Source organism: Sphingomonas sp. ASY06-1R (assembly GCF_052180265.1).
Lineage (GTDB): Bacteria > Pseudomonadota > Alphaproteobacteria > Sphingomonadales > Sphingomonadaceae > Sphingomonas_I.
This window is the reverse complement of record NZ_CP197464.1, coordinates 1,717,445-1,735,411: the sequence shown is the minus strand read 5'-3', so window position 1 is coordinate 1,735,411 and position 17,967 is coordinate 1,717,445. Positions and strand designations below refer to the sequence as shown.

Here is a 17,967-nt window from a genome sequence, read left to right as displayed (position 1 = left end):
CCTGACCCGGCATTTTGCGATCTGACGGCACCCGAAGTGTAAAGGGGTACCCGAATGTCCGCACCCGACGTCTCGTTGCTGGGCAAGCGACGGTTCGGCCCGCTGTTCGTCGTGCAGTTCCTGGGCGCATTCAATGACAATCTGCTGAAGTTCGCGCTTCTCTTCCTGGCTAATTTCGTTCTCTACAAGGCAGCCCCCGGGAAGGCGGAAATATTGGCGACGGTCGCGACCGGCCTCTTCATCCTACCCTACTTTCTCTTCTCCGCGCTCGCCGGGCAGCTCGCCGACAAGTTCGACAAGGCTTGGCTGATCCGCGGCGTGAAGGCGGCCGAGATTGCGATCATGGAGCTCGCGCTCGTCGGGTTCTGGCTCGAATCGGTGCCGGTGCTGCTCACCTGCCTGTTCCTGATGGGCGTGCACTCGACCGTCTTCGGCCCGATCAAATATTCGATCCTGCCCCAGCAGCTGGGGTCGCATGAATTGATGGGCGGAACCGGCCTGATCGAGGCAGGGACCTTCCTGGCCATCCTCGCCGGTCAGCTGACGGGTGGCGTGATCCTGCCATGGGAGGCGGGGCTGGTGGCAATCGGGGTGGCCGTGCTGGGCTTCGCCATGAGCCTTGCCATTCCTTCGGCACCGGCCGCAGCACCCAAGCTGGCGATCGATCGCAACATCTTTCGCGCGACGTGGCAGATCCTGGCGGTGGCGCGGGGCGGCCGCGGCGTCTGGCTCGCAATCCTCGGGATCAGCTGGTTCTTCTCCGTCGGGGCAATTCTGCTGTCCGAATTTGCGCCCCTGGTGAGCGGGACGCTGCACGCCGGTCCGTCGGTCGTGACCCTGTTCCTGCTCGTCTTCTCGATATCGGTCGCGGTCGGTTCGCTGGTGGTCAACAAGCTGCTGCGCGGCGAAGTGTCCGCCCGCTACGTGCCGGTGGCGGCGCTGGGCCTCGCCATCTCCCTGATCGACCTGTGGATTGCCACGCACGCCTTCACGCCTGCCCCCGGGCAAGGCAAGATTGCGGACTTCATCGCCAATCCGGGCAGCTGGCATATCCTGGTGGCGCTGGTCGGCATCGCCTTTTCCGGCGGCGTCTTCATCGTCCCGCTCTACGCCATCCTGCAGGTGCACAGCGCGGCCGCCAACCGATCGCGGATCATCGCCGCCAACAATATCGTCAACGCCTTCGTCACCGTCCTGATCGTCGCCGCGGTCAGCGGCCTGCTGGCGGCGGGGACCAGCATATCGGGCGTGATCGGCGCGCTGGGTTTTGCGACGCTCGCGGTTGCGCTGATCTCCTGCTGGCTGCTGCCGGAGACGGTGTTCAAATGGCTGGTCCGCCGCATCCTGATCCTGCTGTACCGCGTCGACCTGCACGGCGCCGAGCATATGCCGCAGCCGGGCGAGCGCGCGGTGGTGGTGGTCAACCATGTCTCCTTCCTCGACGCTTTGCTGCTGGCCGCCTTCCTGCCGGGACGGCCGACCTTTGCCGTGGCGACGCGGATTGCGCGATCCTGGTGGCTGAAGCCCTTCCTGGGCATGTTCGACGCTTTCCCGGTCGATCCGACCAATCCGATGGCGGCCAAGGCGATGGTCAAGGCGGTCCGCGAAGGCCGCACGCTGGTGATCTTCCCCGAAGGGCGGATCACCGTGACGGGCGCGTTGATGAAGGTGTTCGACGGCCCCGGCATGGTCGCCGACAAGGCCGACGCGCCGATCATTCCGGTACGGATCGCCGGCGCGCAATATACGCCTTTCTCCCGCCTGCGCGGCAAAGTGCGGTTGCGGACCTTCCCCAAGATCGACCTGACCATCCTGCCGCCGCGCCGGTTTGAGGTGGAAGGCGACACCGCCCGTCAGCGCCGCGCCGCCGCCGGCGCCAAATTGTACGACGTGATGAGCGACATGATCTTCGCGACGTCGAACACCAGCCGGACCCTGTATCAGGCGCTGATCGATGCGAAGGACATCAATGGCGCGCGGGCGCCGATCGTCGAAGACGTCAAGCGCGAGCCGCTGACCTATAGCCGGCTGCTGGCCGGCAGCATCGTGCTCGGCCGCGTCTTTGCGGGCTTCACCCGTCCGCGCGAGGCCGTCGGCGTGCTGCTGCCGAACGTCAGCGCGGTCGTCGCCAGCTTCTTTGCGTTGCAGGGGATCGGGCGCGTGCCGGCGATGCTCAACTATACGGCCGGACTCGCCAACCTGAAGGCGGCCTGCACGGCGGCGGAGATCCGGACGATCGTCACCGCGCGCGCCTTCGTAACCCAGGCGAAGCTCGGCGATGTTCTGAGCGGGCTGGAAGGCACCGGCATCCGGATCCTGTATCTGGAGGATATCAGCGCGGGGATCGGCGCCATCGCCAAATTACGCGGGCTGATCGCGTCACGCTGGGCCGGACGGCTGCACCGGCGGCACGGCATCCTGCCCGACGCACCGGCCGTCATCCTCTTCACCAGCGGATCGGAAGGCGTGCCGAAGGGCGTGGTGCTGACCCATCGCAACCTGCTTTCCAACTGCCTGCAATTATCCGCGCGGATCGACTTCAACTCGGCGGATACGGTGCTGAACGCGCTGCCGGTGTTCCACAGCTTCGGCCTGACCGGGGGGACTTTGCTGCCGATCCTGTCCGGTGTGAAGACGTTGCTCTACCCGAGCCCGCTTCACTATCGGATCGTCCCGGCGCTGGCCTATGATGCGGACGCAACCATCCTGTTCGGCACCGATACCTTCCTCAGCGGCTATGCCCGGATGGCGCACGGCTATGACTTTTACGCGCTGCGCTACATCTTCGCCGGTGCCGAGCGGGTGCGCGACGAGACGCGCAAAACCTATGCGGAGAAGTTCGGCCTGCGCATCCTGGAAGGCTATGGCGCGACCGAGGCGGCGCCGGTCATCGCGGTCAACACGCCGATGCACTTCAAGGCGGGCAGCGTCGGACGCCTGCTGCCGGGAATAGAGGCCAAGGTCGAGCCCGTGCCCGGCATCGACGAAGGCGGCCGTCTGTCCATTCGCGGCCCCAACATCATGGCCGGCTATCTGAAAGCGGATGCGCCGGGCGTGCTGCAGCCACCGGAGGGCGGCTGGCACGACACAGGCGACATCGTCACGATCGACAAGCCCGGTTTCGTTACCATCCGCGGCCGCGCCAAGCGGTTCGCCAAGATCGGCGGCGAAATGGTCTCCCTGCCCGCGGTCGAGGGCTATGCAGCCGGCGTCTGGCCCGATGCGGACCATGCGGTCGTCACCCGTCCCGATCCGCGCAAGGGCGAGCAACTGGTGCTGTTCACGACACAGGCCGGCGCCACCGCCGCGCCCTTGCAAGCCTGGGCGCGCAGCAACGGGATCAACGAACTCGCTATTCCGCGGGACGTGCGGGTGGTGGACGCCCTGCCCGTCCTGGGCACGGGCAAGCTGGATTATGTCACGATGAGCGCACAGGCCGCCGCCGCCGCATAACGGGCGGACGTCAGCCCATGCGGGCGCGCGGTATCATCCGCGACGGCTCGATGCCGAAGACGCTGCGGCCGCCATAGATATGGCTGTCGGCCCGTTCCTGCGCGATCAACGCCTCCACCGAGGGGCCTTGGGCGTCCCGCTCCAGGCGACGGGCTTGTTCGTCGAGGCGCTGGATCGCCGCCAGCTCCTCGCTATGCCCGAGTTTCGCCTGCGCCACCGCCCGCCGCATCACGGCGATAGTATGATCATAGACCTTGATCGGAACCGGATAAGGATGGCGATCCTTGCCGCCATGCGCGAGCGAGAAGCGCGCGGGATCGCTGAAGCGGCATGGCGCGCCATGGACGACCTCCGCCACCATTGCCAAAGCGCGCACGGTACGGGCGCCGACGCCGGGCACCAACAGCAGCTCGGCAAAGTCGGCGGGCCCCTGCTCCGCCGCCGCCGCGAGGTTGCCGTGCAGGCGGCGGACGATGATATCGTCTGCGCGAACATCATGATGGTCCGGCAATGCCAGGTGGGGCAGCATGGCCTGCGCCGTGGGTGCCTGGGGCACATCCGCGCGTGACACTTCCGCAAACTCGCGCGCGATGCGCTCGGGACCGAGCGTCGCCAACAGATCGAGCTGGCCGGAACGCGATGCTGCCGCGCGCCGATCGGTCAGGTTGACGATCATGCCCTGCTGCCGGCCATCGATCGCGGCATGGGGCGCGTCGACGAAGCTCGCTATGCTCTCCGACAGCCAATGATATCGGCGTGCCTGGCGGCGATCGCCATTCATCCCCTGCTGCACGACCGTCCATTTGCCGTCGTCGCAGACAATGAAGCCGTGGAGATACAGGTCGAATCCGTCCTGCACGGCGGCGCTGTCCACCTTGGCGACCAGCCGGCTGGCCTTGGCCATGGCCGCGCCATCGATCCCGACCCGATCGCCCACGACCGCGAGTTCGTCGGGCGTGCGGCGCGAATGGCGACCGCGCCCGCCGCAGACGTGAATCCCCAACTCACCGGAAAGCGGCGCCAACCCCCGCTTCAGCGCGCCGAGGACGCTGGTGGTGATGCCGGACGAATGCCAGTCCATCCCCATCACCGCCCCGAACGACTGGAACCAGAAGGGATGCGCAAGCCGACGCAGGAATTCGTCACGCCCATATTCGTGAATGATCGCCTGGGCGACGACCGCGCCCAGCTTGGTCATGCGCTGGCCGAGCCAGGCCGGCACCCGGCCACCATGCAAAGGCAGATCCGCGCTTCCCGCCCGCTTCGGCATCAGGCGCCGCCGGAGGAGAAAAGACGTCGGTCGAGGATCATGCAAAGATCATAATCGGCTTGGAACGAAAAGGGAACTGCGGATAAAGATCAGACGCCGCCAGCTTCATGTTGCGCCCGCTTGCCCTGTTCCCTTTGGCCCGGCGCGACGAGATGCCAGAGCAGGAGCACGGGTTCCAGCAGAGCCATGCCGATCAGCGTACCGAACAGCCTTTCCACCCCCGGGCCGATATGCGCATCCTGATAGGAATCCGGTACCAACGTCACCAATACCGCCAGCACGAACTGGGTCCCGGCATAGGCCAACCCGCCATTGCCATTTTCCAGATGCCGCCCCGCCGCGACGCCCACGATCGTACCGATGATCAGGATCGGCGCGGAGCCCTGGCCGATATAGAGCACGATGGCCGCCAGCGCGGCGCCGCAGAGGCACCCGATCACGCGGTTGAGCAAGCGGTAGCTGACCGGCACGAAGCCGCTCGCGCCGATGCTGCTGACAGGCACGAGCATTGCCGCCATGATCGCGACCGCCGCCTGGGCAAGCGACGGCAGCTGCCAATGCAGGCCGATAATAGGCAGGATCAGCAAGGCCACCCCAGCCTGCGACGCATGGCGCACCGCATGGGGATGCCACCCGATCCGTTTGGCCGGCGCGGCACGATCAGCCGGCCAGATCCTGCGGAGCGTGACGGTGGAAAGTGTGCTGACGATCACGCAGGCCACCGTGCCCGCGACCACTTCCAACAGCCGGGTCTGGGCGAACGCGGCCAGTGCAATCGTCGGGTGCTGCGTCTTGTCGAGCAGGATCATGACGAAGGTCAAACCGACGAAAAGCCATGCATAAGAACGCTTTGCCGTCAGCGCCGCATATAATGTGGCACCTCCAACCACAGCTAGCAGCAGCGCCGTGACAGCAAGACTGCCAAGCGCTAGCGGCGTCAACGCCAGGCCGAGCGCTGCACCGGCGGCGGTACCGATGATCCGCAGGACGCCGCGCAGCAGGCTTTCCGCAGCATGACCGCGCATCACCATATAGCCTGAAAAGGCCGCCCAGGAGACGTTGCTGGCGCCGATCAGGTGCGCGAATAGGATCGAAAGCAGCACCGACGCGACGCACTCAAACTCATCGATGCGGCGCGCATCAATCCATGTGCGATCTTCTTTCAATCTTAACTTCAGTTGATTGCCTAACCCCATGATAGTGCGTCACTATCGTGAAGCCGGAAGCGCATCATGTCAGCGCCCGGCCGGGCCGTGGACCGCAGCGATGAAACCTCCGGGAAATTGCAGCATCGCTTCCTGCCGCCCACCGACATCATGGGCGGGAATGAGCGTGACCACCCCGGCCGCTTTCGCTTTGTCGATTGTCGCGGCAAGATCGGTCACGCCATAGCCGCTGATCTCCCGCCCGTACGGCCATGGCCAGGCGCCGTCCCCCGCTACCACGACCATGTCGCCATATAGCGACTGGATGCGGACCAACCTAAGCTTGGCGTCGGGGCGCCCGACCGCGGCGCCCGACGCGGCCGGATCATCCGAGAGGATCCGCCCATGCGAAAAGCGCAGCCACGCCGGAATGAAGGCATCCGCCGCGCTCCGGGTCAGGTAGATACGGTTTTCGGGGATCGTCGCCAGCGCCGGATAGTGCGGCGCTACATTATGCCAATAGAATTGCATGCCGACCCCGCCCGGCCATTGGATCAACGCATCGCGCCCGATCGGATCCGGAAAGGGCTCCACCAGCACCGTTGCGCCCGCTGCCTTGGCCGCGGCGACTGCAGCGTCGAGATCGGTGACCAGATATCCCGTCCTCTCCCCGCCGAACGGATATGGGATCGGTGTCTGGAAGGCGAAGACGGACAAGGTTCCGACCGGGGTCTGCGCCAGTTGCGAGATGGTTTTGCTGGGCGTCGGCGTGACCTGAACGAGGTTGGGCTTGGTCGCACTGCCGCCAAACGTGGCGGTGAAGCTCGCGACGAAGGCGTCGATGTCCGCCGGCGCGACATAGACATGGGTCGAATCATATTGCGGGCCGACCGCATAATCCTTCGCCGCAGCCGCCACCGGCAACAGCGCGAACAGACCGGCGACCATGCCGAGAATAGCTTTCATGTGCGCGCTCCAAGAATCATGGGCTGGCTCCAGCATGCTATCTGTAGCAACGCGCCGCTTCGTTGCCGCACGCTTATCGTGGCCCTATAGGTAATTGCATGCCCGCATATCGTTCTCGCACCACCACCCACGGCCGCAACATGGCAGGCGCGCGCGGCCTTTGGCGCGCGACCGGCATGAAGGACAGTGATTTCGGCAAGCCGATCATTGCGGTGGTCAACAGCTTCACGCAGTTCGTTCCGGGCCATGTCCACCTGAAGGACCTGGGCCAGTTGGTCGCGCGCGAGATCGAGGCGGCGGGCGGCGTTGCCAAGGAATTCAATACGATCGCGGTCGATGATGGCATCGCGATGGGACATGATGGCATGCTCTATTCGCTGCCCAGCCGGGAGCTGATTGCCGACAGCGTCGAATATATGGTCAATGCACATTGCGCCGATGCGATGGTGTGTATCTCTAACTGCGACAAGATCACGCCGGGCATGCTGATGGCGGCCTTGCGCATCAACGTGCCGGCGGTGTTCGTCTCGGGTGGCCCGATGGAGGCCGGCAAGGTGGTGCTGAAGGGCAAGGAGGTCGCGCTCGATCTGGTCGATGCGATGGTCGCCGCGGCCGACGAAAGCTTCACCGATGAGGAAGTGGACGCGATCGAACGTCAGGCCTGCCCCACCTGCGGCAGCTGCTCCGGCATGTTCACCGCCAATTCGATGAACTGCCTGACCGAGGCGCTGGGGCTGTCGCTGCCCGGCAATGGATCGGCGCTGGCCACGCATAGCGATCGCGAGCGTCTGTTTCGCGAGGCCGGGCATGTGATCGTCGATCTCGCCAAGCGCTGGTACGAGCAGGACGACGCCACTGCTCTGCCCCGCAATATCGCCACCTTCGCCGCGTTCGAAAATGCGATGAGCCTGGACATCGCGATGGGCGGATCGACCAACACGGTGCTGCATCTGCTCGCCGCGGCGCACGAGGCGGAGGTCGATTTCACGATGGCGGACATCGATCGCTTGTCGCGGCGCGTTCCCGTCCTGTGCAAGGTCGCGCCCGCAACCTCCGACGTTCACATGGAAGATGTCCACCGTGCGGGTGGGATCATGGCGATCCTGGGCGAGCTGGACCGGGCGCAATTGCTGGATGTCGAACAGCCGACCGTCCATTCCTCGACGCTGGGCGAAGGGCTCGGTCGGTGGGACGTGGCCCGCACGAACAGCGACGCGGTCCGCACTTTCTATCGTGCGGCGCCGGGCGGCGTGCCGACGCAGACCGCCTTCAGCCAGTCACGTCGCTGGGACGATCTGGATCTCGACCGCGAGAATGGTGTGATCCGATCGCAGGCCAATGCCTTCAGCCAAGATGGCGGCCTCGCCGTGCTGTTCGGAAATCTGGCGCCGGAAGGCTGCATCGTCAAAACCGCCAGTGTCGATGACAGCATTCTGACCTTCACCGGTCGGGCCATCGTCTTCGAAAGCCAGGACGCGGCCGTCGTCGGCATCCTGGGCAACCAGGTGAAAGAAGGCGATGTCGTCGTCATCCGCTACGAGGGCCCGCGCGGCGGCCCGGGCATGCAGGAAATGCTCTACCCGACCTCGTACCTGAAATCGAAGGGGCTGGGCAAAGCCTGCGCCTTGCTGACCGATGGGCGCTTCTCCGGCGGCTCGTCGGGCCTGTCGATCGGCCATGTCTCGCCCGAAGCGGCGGAAGGCGGGCTGATCGCGCTGGTCGAGCATGGCGATTTGATCGAGATCGATATCCCCAACCGCAAGATCAGCCTGCTGGTGGACGATGCGACGCTGGCCGCACGCCACGCGGCCATGGAGGATCGGGGCGCCAAAGCGTGGAAGCCCTTTGGGCGAAAGCGCAATGTTTCCAAGGCCTTGCAGGCCTATGCTCTGTTCGCGGGCAATGCGTCGCGGGGCGCGGTTCGGGTCCTTCCGGAATAGGCTCAGTCCGGGGCCGTGTCACAGAAGCGTCACGAAACCTCCATAAAGGCGGCGAGAGCGGCTAATACCGCCCTTTTTTCCAGGGGACTCTGATGTTCAAGACGTTCGTCGCGTCGATTGGCGGGCTCGCCATCGCTTCCACCGCGGCTGCCGCGGATATTTCAGGTGCCGGTGCGACCTTCCCCGCGCCGGTCTACGCGAAGTGGGCCGAAGTCTATCGGGCGCAGACCGGCGTCGGCCTGAACTATCAGCCGATCGGATCGGGCGGCGGCATCAAGCAGATCAAGGCCAAGACGGTCGATTTCGGTGCATCGGACAAGCCGTTGAAGCCGGCCGAGCTCGCGGCTGCAGGCCTCTATCAGTTTCCGACCGTCATCGGCGGCGTCGTGCCGGTCATGAACCTGCCCGGCATCCGCCCCGGCCAGATCAAGCTGTCCGGCGCGCTGCTCGGCGATATCTTCCTGGGCAAGGTGACGCGCTGGAACGCGCCGCAGATCGCCGCGCTCAACAAGGGCGTGCCCCTGCCCAACTTGCCGATCACGGTCGTCCATCGCTCGGACGGATCGGGCACCAGCTTCCTGTTCACCTCCTACCTGGCGATGAAGAACCCGGCCTGGGCATCGCAGGTCGGCGCGAGCGACTCGGTCCAATGGCCGACCGGCCTGGGCGGCAAGGGCAATGACGGGGTCGCGGCGTTCGTGAAGCAGACGAACGGCGCGATCGGCTATGTCGAATATGCCTATGCCAAGCAGAACCACTCCAGCTACGCGCTGATACAGAACAAGGCCGGCAAGTTCGTCGCGCCCGCAGCGCCGGCTTTCTCCGCTGCCGCCGCCAGCGCGCCGTGGCTGCGTTCGCCGGGCAATTACATCCTGTTGCTCGACCAGCCGGGCCAAGGCGCCTGGCCGATCACCGGCGCGACGTTCATCCTGGTCTACCGCAATCAGACGGACGCCGCGAAGGGCGCGCAAGTGCTGAAATTCTTCGATTGGGGCTACAACAAGGGTGACGGCCTGGCCGCCAGCCTCGATTATGTGCCGCTGCCGGCCAACATCAAGGGCTTGCTGAAGAAGCAGTGGGCCCGCACGGTCACGTCCGGCGGCAAGCCGGTCTATATCGCCAAGTAAGACCTTCCTGGACGCCTTAGCCCCCCCGGGGTCGACGGCGCCCGCTTAACGAGTCCAGCATGGCCAGCACCGCTACCGCCAGTCCCCAGGGTGCGCCTCCCGGCCATGCCGTGGGCGAGCTCATCTTCCGTTATGCCTGCGCCACCGCGGCGACCGTCCTGCTGGCGGCGCTGGCGGGGGTGGTCGTCAGCCTGTTCATCGGCGGCCTGCCCGCCTTCCGCGAATTCGGGCTGAGCTTCCTGACGTCGACGACCTGGAACCCGGTGACGGAGGTCTATGGTGCCGCCGGCCCGATCGTGGGCACGCTCATCACCGCCTTCCTGTCGCTGCTGATTGCGCTGCCTCTTGCGCTGGGCGTGTCGGTTTTCCTCGTCGAATTCTGCCCGCCGCGCCTGTCCCAGCCGATCGCGATCGCGGTCGAGCTGCTCGCCGGGATTCCCTCGATCGTCTACGGCATGTGGGGCCTGTTCGTACTTGCGCCCTGGTTTGCGGCGCACGTCCAGATGCCGATCGCGATGCATGCCGATCCAGATGGTTGGGTCGCACGCCACTTCGGTGGCACGCCCAACGGCGCCAACATCTTCACCGCCTCCCTGATCCTGGCGATCATGATCCTGCCTTATATGGCGGCGGTGTTCCGCGAGCTGTTCCTGACCGTGCCGCCGCAGGTGCGCGAAGCCGCCTATGGGCTGGGCTGCACGCCGTTCGAAGTGATCAAGGCCGTGGTCATCCCCTATGTCCGCCGCGGCATGATCGGCGTCATCATGCTCGGCCTGGGCCGAGCGCTCGGCGAGACGATGGCGGTGACCTTCATCATCGGCAATGCCCATGGCTTCCCCAAAGGATTGTTCGATAGCGGGTCGACGATCGCGTCGACCGTCGCCAACGAATTTGCCGAGGCAACCGGCGACATGCACACATCGGCCCTGATCGCGCTGGGCTTCGTGCTGTTCGTCATCACCTTCATCGTGCTGGCGGTCGCCCGCCTGCTGCTGCGCGAGGCAAAAATCTGATGAGCCGGGCCGCCCGCCGCCGCGCCTTCAATGGCATCTTCGTCGTCCTGTGCGGCATCGCGACCGCGCTGGCGCTGGGCGTGCTGATCATGATCCTGTGGACCTTGCTGAGCAAAGGCTTGGGGGGGATCGACCTCATGATCTTCACGCAGGATCAGCCCGCCCCCGGCTCGCCGGGTGGATTGCGCAATGCTATCGTCGGATCGCTCATCATGTGCGCGATCGGCATGTTCTTCGCGCTGATCATCGGCATCCTCGCCGGAACCTGGCTGGCCGAATATGGGGCCGGAACGCGCTATGGCGCCGTCGTGCGCTTCCTGAACGACGTGCTGATTTCGGCGCCATCGATCCTGATCGGCCTGTTCGTCTATGAACTTTTGGTCGCACCCTTCCACGGCTTTTCCGGTTTTGCCGGCGGCGTGGCGCTCGCCTTCCTGGCGACGCCGATCGTGGTACGGACGACCGAGGATATCCTGACTCTGCAGCCCGGCGCGCTGCGCGAGGCCGGCATGGCGCTGGGCGCGAGCCGGGCCTTCGTGATCCGCAGGATCATCTGGAAAGCGGCCCGCTCCGGCTTGCTCACCGCCGGCCTGCTCGGTTTCGCCCGCATCTCCGGCGAAACCGCGCCGCTGCTGTTCACCTCGCTCGGCAATCAATTCTACAATGCCAATCCGACCCAGCCGATGGCCAGCCTCCCCACCACGATCTTCCAGTTTGCGCTTTCGGCCCAGGAGGATTGGACGCGGCTGGCATGGGTCGGCGCGCTGCTGATCACGATGGCCGTCCTGTTCATCAATATCGTCGGGCGCGTGCTTGCCCGGGAGACGCACCGATCATGATCGATACCGCCGTGATGTCGCCGCCGAGCAGTTCCGCGGGCGAAGAGCAGTTCATGACCCGCCCGACCGGCGGGCTCGTGCTGGAAGCGAAGCATCTTCAATTCTTCTATGGCGCGAACGAGGCGCTTCACAGCGTCGATCTGCCGATCGAACGCAACAAGATCACCGCGCTCATCGGCCCGTCCGGCTGTGGCAAATCGACATTGCTGCGCGCACTGAACCGCATCTACGCTTTATATCCGGGGCAGCGGGCCGAAGGGGAGATCCTGCTCGACGGGGAAGACGTCTTGAAGGGCGGCGACCCGGCCGCGCTGCGCGCCCGAGTCGGCATGGTGTTCCAGAAGCCGACCCCGTTTCCGATGTCGATCTATGACAATGTCGCCTTCGGGGTACGCCTGTACCATCGGAAGAGCCGCGTCGAGATGGACCAGATCGTCCAAAACTCGCTGACGCGCGCGGCCTTGTGGGACGAAGTGAAGGACAAGCTGCACACGTCGGGGCTGGGCCTGTCCGGCGGCCAGCAGCAACGGCTGTGCGTCGCACGCGGCATCGCGGTCGAGCCGGAAATCCTGTTGCTGGACGAACCCGCCTCCGCGCTCGATCCGGTATCGACGGCGAAGCTGGAACAGACGCTGGTCGAATTGAAAAAGGACGTGACGGTCGTGATCGTGACGCACAATTTGCAGCAGGCCAGCCGCATTTCCGACCATACCGGCTTCATGTTCCTGGGGCGGATGATCGAGTTCGGCCCGACGGCGGAGATTTTCTCCAACCCCCGCTCCCGCCGCACGCGCGATTATGTGACCGGCCGCTTCGGCTAGAGCGATCATTTAAACTTATCCGTTCGTGCCGAGTAGCGACCGAGTTGCCCGCAGGGCGTATCGAGGGCGCGTATCGAGGCATTGGTGATGGTCTCTCGATACGCGCTCTCGACAAGCCTGTCCTGAGCGCCTGCCTCGCAGGCAGTCGAAGGGCTCGATCGCAACTCGAGACGAACGGGTGCTAACCAAGTCATTACGATCTGACCCAAGGTCCCCCCAGGGGTTGAGCGCGCGGGTTTAGCGGGCGAGCATGTCGCGGACGCGCGCCCCGAACGTTTCCATCGCGAACGGCTTGGTCACCAATTCCATGCCGGGCTCCAGCGGACCATTGCCGACGACCGCATTCTCGGCATAGCCGGTGATGATCAGCACACCCAAATCGGGACGCAGCGCCCGCGCGGCGTCGGCGACCTGACGGCCGTTCATCGGCCCGGGCAGCCCGATATCGGTGACCAGCAGGTCGATCCGCGCATCCGATTGCAGCAGCTGAAGCGCGGTCGCCCCATCGCCCGCCTCGATCGTTGCGCAGCCCATCTCTTCCAGAACCTCGCCGACCAGCATCCGGATGGTCGGCTCGTCATCGACTACGAGCACGGTCTGGTTGCCCTCCATGCGCGGCATGCCCTGGCTGCTATGCGCGTCTTCGTTGCGATCCGCCTCGCCATAGAAGCGCGGGAAATACAGGCACATCGTCGTGCCCTGCCCGACTTCGCTATAGACGCGCACCTGGCCGCCGGACTGTCGCACGAAGCCGTAGATCATCGAAAGACCCAGCCCCGTGCCTTCGCCCAGCGGCTTGGTGGTGAAGAACGGGTCGAATGCGCGCGCCTGCACATCCGGCGTCATGCCGTAGCCCGTGTCGCTGACGCAGAGCGACAGATATTGCCCCTCAGCCAGGTCGCGTTCGCGCGCCGCGCGGGGATCGAGCCATTTGTTCGCGGTCTCGATCGTGATGCGGCCGCCATCGGGCATCGCATCGCGCGCGTTGATCACGAGGTTGAGCAGCGCATTTTCCAGCTGGTTCTGATCGACCAGCGCGCTCCACAGGCCTGCTGCCTGGACGATCTCCACCTGCACAGCCGGTCCGACGGTACGGCGCGCCATCTCTTCCATGCCCGCGATCAGACGATTGACGTCGGTCGGACGCGGATCCAGCGTCTGTCGGCGGGAGAAAGCGAGCAGGCGATGGGTCAGGGCAGCGGCCCGGCTCGCCGCACCGCGCGCAGCGGTGGCGTAGCGTTCGAGCTCGCTGATCCGGCCTTGCTGGATGCGGATCTGGATCATTTCCAACGCGCCGGAAATGCCCGTCAACATGTTGTTGAAGTCATGGGCAAGTCCGCCGGTCAGCTGGCCCACGGCTTCCATCTTCTGGCTTTGGCGGAGCTGTTCCTCCATCGCCATCAGATCGGAGGCGCGGCGCTCGACCTCCGCCTCCAGCGACGCGTTGAGATCGGCCAGCTCCTGTTCGACCCGCCGTCGTTCGGTGGCGCTGCGCACGCGTTCGGCGACTTCGCGCATGAAACCGAGTTCAGCTGTGCTCCACTGACGCGGCTGCCCATTGTTGAGATAGACCAAGGCGACGAACCCGCCCTGCTCGGTCAACGGCATGTTCACGAACGCACGCGCCGTGATCGCTTCCAGGGCAGCGGCGTTTTCGCGCGTTCGCGGATCCAGCCGGGCGTCGGCGATGGCGACGGTTTCGCCACGCTTCAGCGTCTCGATATAGGAACCATAGTCGCGAAATTTGAGGACGCCGGCGAGGCTCTGGACACCCGGCGCATTCCAGTCGCGTTCGATCTCGATCGTCTCGGCGACCGGATCGATCGTACCATAGCCGGCCCGGCTGACCCCCAGCGTCTTGGCCAGGACTTCCGAGGCGACGAAGGCGATCTCGGCCGTATCGGCGATGTCGCGGATCCGATCGCTGAGCTCGAGCAACGCGTTTGCGCGGGCCTCCGCGCTCTTGCGTTCGGTGACATCGAAGCTCACCCCCGGAAACCGCGTGGCGGTGCCGTCGATATCCAGCATGGGGCGGCCCTGCGCGACCAGCCATTGGGACGATCCATCCTCCCGGATCAGCCGATATTCCGTGTTGAAGGGATCGCCAGTCTGGATCGTGTGGGCAATTTCGTCCTGCAGCCGCGGCAAATCGTCCGGATGAACCCGCGTGAGGAAGTTGGCCATCGGAACGCCCGCTGCCGCCCGCGCCGGATCGACGCCATAGATACGTGCGAACCGCTCGTCGGCGACGACGCGATCGCGGCGCAAATCCCAGTCCCACGTGCCGATCCCCTGGGACGCGGACAGCGACACCTCCCGCTGACGGAAAAGGGCATTGATTTCGATCTGCGCGATGGTCTGGCGGGCGAGCGCCTCCAGCGCGATCCGCTGGGTGTGATTCAATCCTTCGGGCCGCGGCTCGACATCGATGGCGCAGAGACTGCCCAAGGGCAGTCCCTTCGCAGTGACGAGCGGCACGCCGGCATAGAAGCGGATATGCGGATCGTCGCGCACCAGCGCCATGTCCGCGGTGCGGGGATCGGCCGCCAGGTCGCGTATCTCGAACAAACCCTTGCCCTGAATGGCGAGGGCGCAGACCGACGTTTCGATCGGCGTCTCCGACACATCGGTACCGACTTTGGCCTTGAACCATTGGCGATCGGCGTCGACGAGGCTGACGAGCGCGACCGGCGTCTGGCAGATCGACTTCACCAGCAGCACGATATCGTCGAACGCCTGTTCAGGCGGCGTGTCGAGCACGCCGGCCTGAATCAGGGCGTCCAGCCGTTCCGCCTCGTTCCAGCGGGCAGCCGATGAAAATTGAAAATCAGGCAACGATCCGTCCATTTCCCAGACGGCCTCGCGCGCCCTCCTGCTGCTCAAGTCGCTACGCGCACTTCCGTTCCCACCAATGTCAGTGGACGAAGCGTGCCACGACATCACGATAGGAGCGCGATACTTTCACCTGGGCGCCCGAGCCGAGCACCAGGAAGCATTCACCGTTGGTGTGCGGCTTCACCTGCTTCACCAGATCGAGATTGACGATGGTCGAGCGGTGGATGCGCTGGAAACGGCGCGGATCGAGGCGCTTTTCCAGATCCTTCATTGTCTCCCGCAGGATCAGCGTATTATCGCCGGTGTAGATGCACATATAATCGCCCGCGGCATCGATCCGCTCGATCGAATCGACATCGACGCGGAAAATCTGTCCGCGATCCTTGATGTTGATCAGCTTCTCATAGCGGTTGGAGGCGTGCGCGTCGGCGCTTTCCGGCATCACTTCGGCGGCGTCCGGCGCATGTTCGGCGATGACTTCCTTCAATTGCGCGACTTCACCCGCCGCGCGCTTTTCGGAAAGGCGCTGGCGTACGCGCTCCAGCGTATCGGCCAGGCGATCGGTATCGACCGGCTTCATCAGATAGTCGACCGCGCCCGCTTCAAACCCGCGCAACGCGTGATCGACATAAGCGGTCACGAAAACGAATAGCGGCGGCTCGACTTCCATCAGGCCCTGAACGACGGAGAAACCGTCGAAACCGGGCATCTGGATGTCCAGAAACACCAAGTCGGGCTTGTGGGTCTTGATCGCGCGAATCGCTTCCCGCCCGTTGGTGCAGGTTTCGATGATCTCGACGTCTTCATGCGGTGCGAGCCGCAGCTCCAGCCCCTGGATGGCCAATGGCTCGTCATCGACCAAGATTGTGCGGATGGTCATGGAGTTCAGATCCTCGTCGTGTTCGACTGGTACGGAATTTCGATCGTCACGGTGAACCCATCGGTGCGGGCCTCGGTCTCGAACTTGTGCTCGCTACCATAAGCCTGGACCAATCGATCCCTCGTGTTGACCAGCCCGACTCCGGTCGAGACGGTTGTTGCCGCCCCGCCGTCGCTCGCGCTGGCGCCGCTCCCTGGGCCGGTGTCGCTGACCGTGATGTGAACGCGATTCCCGATGCGCCGCGCGGCAACCGCAATGTCGGCACCATCCTCCTTCGGCGTCACCGCATATTTGATGGCATTCTCCACCAGCGGCTGCAGCAGCAGCGAAGGTATGTTGGCATGTGCGGCCGCGGGATCGACATCGAAGCGGGTGCGCAACCGCTCCTCGAACCGCATCTTCTCAATGTCGAGATACAGTTTCAGCGTCTCGACCTCCTGCGCCAGCGTAACCTCCCCTTCCGGTTCGCTGACCAAAGTATAGCGCAGGAAGGACGCCAGCCGTGACAGCATGGCATTGGCGCGCTCGGTCTGTTTCAGCAGCACCAGCGTGGAGATCGAGTTGAGCGTGTTGAACAGGAAATGCGGGTTGAGCTGGTAGCGCAGCATGGCCAGCTGCGCCGAAGAGGCCTGGCTGCCCAGCCGCAGCAGCTGATCGCGCTGTTCCTCCACCACGATGTAGAAATTGATGCCGTAATATAGCGCCGACCAGGCCGCGAGCAGCGAGAAATCCAGCAGGATCGCGGAAAAGAACTGGATGCCCGCCGGCATCGGGCCGGTGCTGTAGAAGGTGGCATGCGCCCATGTTTCGATCGACGAGAACAGAGCGGCGGAGAACATCAGGATCAGGATCGAGCCGCCCCAAGTGACCGCCGGGCGCATGGTGAACAGGCGGCGATAGGCGGCGGACATCAGCAAGGTCAGCGAATAGCCGGTTGCGGTCGTCAGCGCCGTCGGCACGATGAACAGCCAGCCCATGGCATTGGCGATGCCGCTGAGCGAGCGCAGCACGAAATAGCCGGCCCATCCGGCCGACTGCAGCGTCCAGAAGGCGCGGTTCTTGTCCTCGAAAAAAGGAGCTCGTCTCAGCAGCGTGCGCGGCATCAGGCGACTGCCTCTACAGGATCGACGGGCCCGCTGCCAACTGCGACCGGTTTTGCGATGAATCGCGCAGCCTTCCGCCACCGTGAACGTTTGATAAACATGTGATTCCCGGCCGGTTAAGACGAATCGTGGCATCGGGATGATACGAGAGGTTACTCTCGGACAGGATTGGAGATTGGGTATGCGTAAGCTTCTGACTGCATCCGCTGCCGCCCTGGCGCTGATGGGCGTGACCATCGGCGCGGCCGCTCCGGCGGAGGCGCGTTACTGGGGCGGACCTGGTTATTATGGCCGCGGTTATTATGGTCATCATGGCGGCGGACGTACCGCGGCGATCCTGGGCGCGGGCGTTCTTGGCCTCGCTGCCGGCGCTGCGATCGCGAGCAACCATCCGCGTTATTACGCGCCCAGCTATTATGGCGGCGGCCCGGTTTATTATGCGCCCCCGCCACCCCCGCCGGTCTATTATGACGGCTATTATGCGCGCGGCCCGGTCTGCCGCAGCGACTGGCGCTGGGATGGCTATGTCGGCCAATATGTGCGGGTTCGCTATTGCGACTGAGCAGGACCTGAGC

General features: G+C 64.7%; 13 protein-coding genes. 7 read left to right on the top strand and 6 right to left on the bottom strand.

What is annotated here, in order from left to right; translation table 11 throughout:
• Window positions 1-54 precede the first annotated feature (54 nt).
• Window positions 55-3,453: an acyl-[ACP]--phospholipid O-acyltransferase gene (locus tag ACSBM8_RS08435; protein WP_442681179.1), complete on the top strand. Its 3,399-nt coding sequence runs from the start codon at window positions 55-57 to the stop codon at window positions 3,451-3,453.
• Window positions 3,454-3,463: 10 nt separating this feature from the next.
• On the opposite strand, the gene ACSBM8_RS08430 is transcribed toward ACSBM8_RS08435, so the two are convergent.
• From ACSBM8_RS08430 to ACSBM8_RS08420, 3 genes are all read right to left on the bottom strand, one after another.
• Window positions 3,464-4,723 carry a DUF763 domain-containing protein gene (locus ACSBM8_RS08430; RefSeq protein ID WP_442681178.1) on the bottom strand — a complete coding sequence of 420 codons (1,260 nt, stop codon included), beginning with the start codon at window positions 4,721-4,723 and terminating at the stop codon, window positions 3,464-3,466.
• 89 nt (window positions 4,724-4,812) lie between these two features.
• On the bottom strand, window positions 4,813-5,889 hold the full coding sequence (locus ACSBM8_RS08425) for an FUSC family protein (protein ID WP_442681177.1): 1,077 nt from the start codon (window positions 5,887-5,889) through the stop codon (window positions 4,813-4,815).
• 69 nt (window positions 5,890-5,958) lie between these two features.
• Window positions 5,959-6,834, bottom strand: a complete 876-nt coding sequence (locus ACSBM8_RS08420) for a glyoxalase (RefSeq protein ID WP_442681176.1) — start codon at window positions 6,832-6,834, stop codon at window positions 5,959-5,961.
• A gap of 98 nt (window positions 6,835-6,932) precedes the next feature.
• On the opposite strand from ACSBM8_RS08420, the gene ilvD reads away from it, so the two are divergent.
• The 5 genes from ilvD (at window position 6,933) to pstB (ending at window position 12,574) form a co-directional block, all read left to right on the top strand.
• Entirely contained in the window at window positions 6,933-8,774 is a 1,842-nt protein-coding gene (gene ilvD / locus ACSBM8_RS08415) for a dihydroxy-acid dehydratase (protein WP_442681175.1), read from the top strand.
• A 92-nt stretch (window positions 8,775-8,866) separates the two neighbouring features.
• On the top strand, window positions 8,867-9,901 hold the full coding sequence (gene pstS, locus ACSBM8_RS08410) for a phosphate ABC transporter substrate-binding protein PstS (protein WP_442681174.1): 1,035 nt from the start codon (window positions 8,867-8,869) through the stop codon (window positions 9,899-9,901).
• A 59-nt stretch (window positions 9,902-9,960) separates the two neighbouring features.
• Window positions 9,961-10,914, top strand: coding sequence for a phosphate ABC transporter permease subunit PstC (gene pstC / locus ACSBM8_RS08405; RefSeq protein ID WP_442681173.1), 954 nt, complete (start codon window positions 9,961-9,963; stop codon window positions 10,912-10,914).
• Window positions 10,914-11,753 carry a phosphate ABC transporter permease PstA gene (gene pstA, locus ACSBM8_RS08400; protein ID WP_442681172.1) on the top strand — a complete coding sequence of 280 codons (840 nt, stop codon included), beginning with the start codon at window positions 10,914-10,916 and terminating at the stop codon, window positions 11,751-11,753. The genes pstC and pstA overlap by 1 nt, the downstream gene beginning before the upstream one ends.
• A gap of 14 nt (window positions 11,754-11,767) precedes the next feature.
• A complete protein-coding gene (gene pstB, locus ACSBM8_RS08395) occupies window positions 11,768-12,574 on the top strand; it encodes a phosphate ABC transporter ATP-binding protein PstB (protein ID WP_442681533.1) in 807 nt (268 codons plus the stop codon).
• Between the two features lie 237 nt (window positions 12,575-12,811).
• Here the strand turns inward: pstB and ACSBM8_RS08390 are convergent, their stop codons facing one another.
• From ACSBM8_RS08390 to ACSBM8_RS08380, 3 genes are all read right to left on the bottom strand, one after another.
• Window positions 12,812-15,409, bottom strand: coding sequence for a GAF domain-containing protein (locus ACSBM8_RS08390; protein WP_442681171.1), 2,598 nt, complete (start codon window positions 15,407-15,409; stop codon window positions 12,812-12,814).
• A 79-nt stretch (window positions 15,410-15,488) separates the two neighbouring features.
• Window positions 15,489-16,289 (bottom strand): LytR/AlgR family response regulator transcription factor, encoded by an 801-nt coding sequence (locus tag ACSBM8_RS08385; RefSeq protein ID WP_442681170.1) that lies wholly within the window; start codon window positions 16,287-16,289, stop codon window positions 15,489-15,491.
• A gap of 5 nt (window positions 16,290-16,294) precedes the next feature.
• Window positions 16,295-17,392: a sensor histidine kinase gene (locus tag ACSBM8_RS08380; RefSeq protein ID WP_442681169.1), complete on the bottom strand. Its 1,098-nt coding sequence runs from the start codon at window positions 17,390-17,392 to the stop codon at window positions 16,295-16,297.
• Window positions 17,393-17,573: 181 nt separating this feature from the next.
• On the opposite strand from ACSBM8_RS08380, the gene ACSBM8_RS08375 reads away from it, so the two are divergent.
• On the top strand, window positions 17,574-17,954 hold the full coding sequence (locus ACSBM8_RS08375) for a hypothetical protein (RefSeq protein WP_442681168.1): 381 nt from the start codon (window positions 17,574-17,576) through the stop codon (window positions 17,952-17,954).
• Window positions 17,955-17,967 lie beyond the last annotated feature (13 nt).